The sequence below is a fragment of the Streptomyces sp. NRRL B-24572 genome, from assembly GCF_002156145.1.
Taxonomy (GTDB): domain Bacteria; phylum Actinomycetota; class Actinomycetes; order Streptomycetales; family Streptomycetaceae; genus Streptomyces; species Streptomyces vietnamensis.
In genome coordinates, this window is sequence record NZ_MWIG01000686.1 from 1 (window position 1) to 3,009 (window position 3,009).

4 protein-coding genes and 2 pseudogenes are annotated in these 3,009 nt (G+C 72.1%); 2 read left to right on the forward strand and 4 right to left on the reverse strand.

The features are described from left to right. From CCN56_RS33560 to CCN56_RS33570, 3 genes and pseudogenes are all read right to left on the reverse strand, one after another. Positions 1 to 202: pseudogene (locus CCN56_RS33560) on the reverse strand (HEAT repeat domain-containing protein); the annotation flags it as partial. A gap of 16 nt (positions 203 to 218) precedes the next feature. Then, positions 219 to 557: a hypothetical protein gene (locus CCN56_RS33565; protein WP_086831615.1), complete on the reverse strand. Its 339-nt coding sequence runs from the start codon at positions 555 to 557 to the stop codon at positions 219 to 221. Positions 558 to 614: 57 nt separating this feature from the next. Continuing rightward, complete coding sequence (locus CCN56_RS33570; protein WP_086831616.1) at positions 615 to 1,283, reverse strand: DUF2238 domain-containing protein; 669 nt, start codon at positions 1,281 to 1,283, stop codon at positions 615 to 617. Between the two features lie 383 nt (positions 1,284 to 1,666). Between CCN56_RS33570 and CCN56_RS33575 the strand changes: the two genes are divergently transcribed. Together CCN56_RS33575 and CCN56_RS33580 are read left to right on the forward strand one after the other, a co-directional pair. Continuing rightward, positions 1,667 to 2,062 carry a hypothetical protein gene (locus CCN56_RS33575; protein ID WP_086831617.1) on the forward strand — a complete coding sequence of 132 codons (396 nt, stop codon included), beginning with the start codon at positions 1,667 to 1,669 and terminating at the stop codon, positions 2,060 to 2,062. A gap of 101 nt (positions 2,063 to 2,163) precedes the next feature. Then, positions 2,164 to 2,553 (forward strand): hypothetical protein, encoded by a 390-nt coding sequence (locus tag CCN56_RS33580; protein WP_086831618.1) that lies wholly within the window; start codon positions 2,164 to 2,166, stop codon positions 2,551 to 2,553. 134 nt (positions 2,554 to 2,687) lie between these two features. On the opposite strand, the pseudogene CCN56_RS33585 reads toward CCN56_RS33580, so the two are convergent. Further along, positions 2,688 to 3,009, reverse strand: a pseudogene (locus CCN56_RS33585) (helix-turn-helix domain-containing protein); the annotation flags it as partial.

The following is a 3,009-nucleotide window of genomic DNA, read 5'->3' on the forward strand; positions in this document are numbered from 1 at the left end:
GGAGCCGCACCTGCACGGCGACGAGTCCGCGTGGCCCCGGCCGGCGGGACAGTTCGCGCAGCCACTGGTGGGTGAGGGTGTACGAGGGGAGGACGGGGAAGAGGAACACCCCGCGCCGCTCGCCGTGTCCGGCGGCACGGAGACCGGACCGGCGGACCCGGGCCGCGTTCGCGCCGGGGGTGAGGTGGACGAAGGTCGCCATGGTGGGGTGATCGCTCCTAGCGGGCGTCGCGGCGGATCATGCGCGGGCGGTCGAGGACCTCGACGTACACGATCCGGCCGTGGACGACGTCGATGTTGAGCATCCCCGTGTCGGGGAGCAGCGGCAGGCAGCGGTGGCCCTCGCCGAACGGGGTGCCCGGCTCGCGGTCCGCGGTGGAGAGGCTCTGGCAGAAGTCGTCGGAGCAGCCGCACTCCCCGTACAGCCGCACGTCCCGCATGACGAGGGACAGGTCCCGTTCGCCCTCCTCTTCGAGGAGACGGGCGAGCTCGGCGACGAGTTCGGGGTACACCTCGCGAAGGAGCGGTGGTTCCGGAGGCGGGGGCGAGGCGTTCACTCGGGGGATTCTGGCGGTCGGGAGGAGTCGCGGCATCCCGTTTTCGGCTGCCTGCGTTCAGCGCGGTGCCGCAGCCGCCAGGCGAGCGAGGCTGCGGTCGTGGGCAGGGGTGAGGAGGAGCAGGGAGCAGATGGCGCCGATGAGGGCGCAGAACATGTCCCACTGGGTGTCCCACACGTCGCCCTGCGTGCCCAGGAAGGCGTCGGCAGCGTGGCCACCGGTAACGGCCGCCAGCCACTCCAGCATTTCGAAGACGGCGCTGAAGGCGAGGCAGGCACAGACGGTGAGCGGGGCCAGCCAGCGGTTGTCGCGCAGCGGTGAGGTCCGGACGAGGAGCTCGCGTACGAGTACGGCCGGCACGAAGCCCTGCATGAGGTGGCCGAAGCGGTCATAGGGGTTGCGTTCCAGGCTGAGCCAGTCGCGCACCCAGTCGCCCGCCGGTACCTCGGCGTAGGTGTAGTGCCCGCCCACGATGAGGACCAGAGAGTGCGCGGCGAGGAGTCCGCACAGCATGGTGCTCAGCGGGAATCGTCTGCGCAGCAGGATGATCAGCGGCAGGCCCAGCATCACCCACACCGTTTCCAGCAGCCAGGTGGTCGGGTCCTTGGCGCCGAACGCCGACGCCACGAGCGCCGTGGTGACGGCGAGAGCGAGAACGGCCGGCAGCCGGCGGCCTGTGGCCGGCCGCGCGGTGGTCGACGGGCTGGTCGGGTGGATGGCGGACATCGCCGGCTCCTCGTTTCGGGGTGTGCCCTGATCCTCGGTCCACCGTGACGTCCTGGCATGAGTGCGCGTACTCAACCGCCTTACCCGAGTACCAGGTTGGGGACCAGTCCGTTGGCCGATGGATCCCAGGACCCCATCCCGGGACCCCATGGACCGCTCCATACGGCTGGTCTCGCCCCGCGCCCCTCCCCGACGACGTACCGCTTCCGTCGAAAGCCCTGCCGGAGGACCGATCACTCTGCACGACGGATCGTTCCTCACCCCGACACCTGGTCACTGCCGCTGCCAGAACCCGTGCTCGTGAACAAAGGCAGGCGTCCCACCGGAACGACCAGGAGGTCCGCCCCCTTCCCTCCGGCCGCCCGCCGTGACATCGTCCGCACGTGACCGACTTCGCCGGCGGGGCAACGGACTCAGGACGACCCGACGACCGCACCGCGTCCGCCCTGCGGTTCGCCACGGAACTCGTCGCGTGGGTGGCCACGCCCTGGGCCCTGGCCGGGTACTCGTGGCTGCTCGCCGTCCTGTCCGTGGTGGTCCTGATCGGTCTCCCGACCCTCTTCTCCACCCCGGGGGACAAGGCGCAGGTGATCGTCGCGGTGCCGGGACGGGTCACGATCCTGCTGGTACTGCTCCAGCTGGCCGCCGCCGTGATCGCCTCCTGGTACGCCTGGCCCGCCTGGGCCGCCGTACCCGTGACCGTACTGGCCGCCGCGACCGTCGTCACCGAGCGCCGACGCTGGACGTGGCTGCTCTCCACGAACCGACGCGCCGACTGAGAGGCCCGCCCGTCGGCGCACTGGGCGGGCCGGGCGACCCGCGACACGGACCCGGCGCGCGTCGCACGGGCCGGGCGGGAGCCGCCCGCTAGCTTCGGGCCATGGCAGAGCCCCTCTTCTACGTCGACCGTTCCGAGATCCTGGCGGGCAGGATCGAGGAGGCCAGGGAACGGATGCGCGACCTGGCCGCGTTCGTGGCGGAGCGCGAGCCGCAGATCATCGCCTACCGCTTCTACCTCGACGAGCCGTCGTCCACGATGAGCGTCGTCGCCGTGCATCCCGACGCGGCGTCGATGGAGCTGCACCTGGAGATCGGCGGCCCGAAGTTCCGCGAGTTCGGCGCGCTGATCCGCATGCGCTCCATCGACGTCTACGGGCAGCCGAGCGCGGCGGTCGTCGACCGGCTCCGCGAGAAGGCCGGCTATCTCGGTGGCGCGTCCGTCACCTTCCACACCCTCCAAGCGGGCTTCAGCCGACTGGACCGCGCGTAGCGGAGGGCCGGCCACGGGACCTGAGCGAAAAGCCTTCGCGCTCCCGACGGGCGCGTGCCCTGAGCCGTGTCCCGGTGGAGGAACAGCCAGCGGGCTCGGCGCTCTGAGGCCGACACGGGGCCTGCCGGCTCCCCTCAGGCGGCGGCTCTCGCGGCCTCGCGGCAGTCGGTGCACAGGCCGTCGGGGGTCGGTGGCGGGAAGGGGCGGCCGCAGTCGTCGCACTCGATGAAGCGGGGGCCTGACGCGGGTTTCGGCGGCGGCGGCGCCGGAAGCTCCGGCGGCAGCAGGGTCCTCAGGCGGTGGGCGAGGAGGGCCGCCGGGTGAGTGATGTCGTCCGGAAGGCACGCGCAGAGCGTGCGGCGGACGGCGTCCGGATGGGCCCCCCGGTCGAGCCAGGCGGTGACCTCCGGGGCCAGTCGGTGCACGTCGCGCTCCGAGAGCAGCAGCCGGGGATCG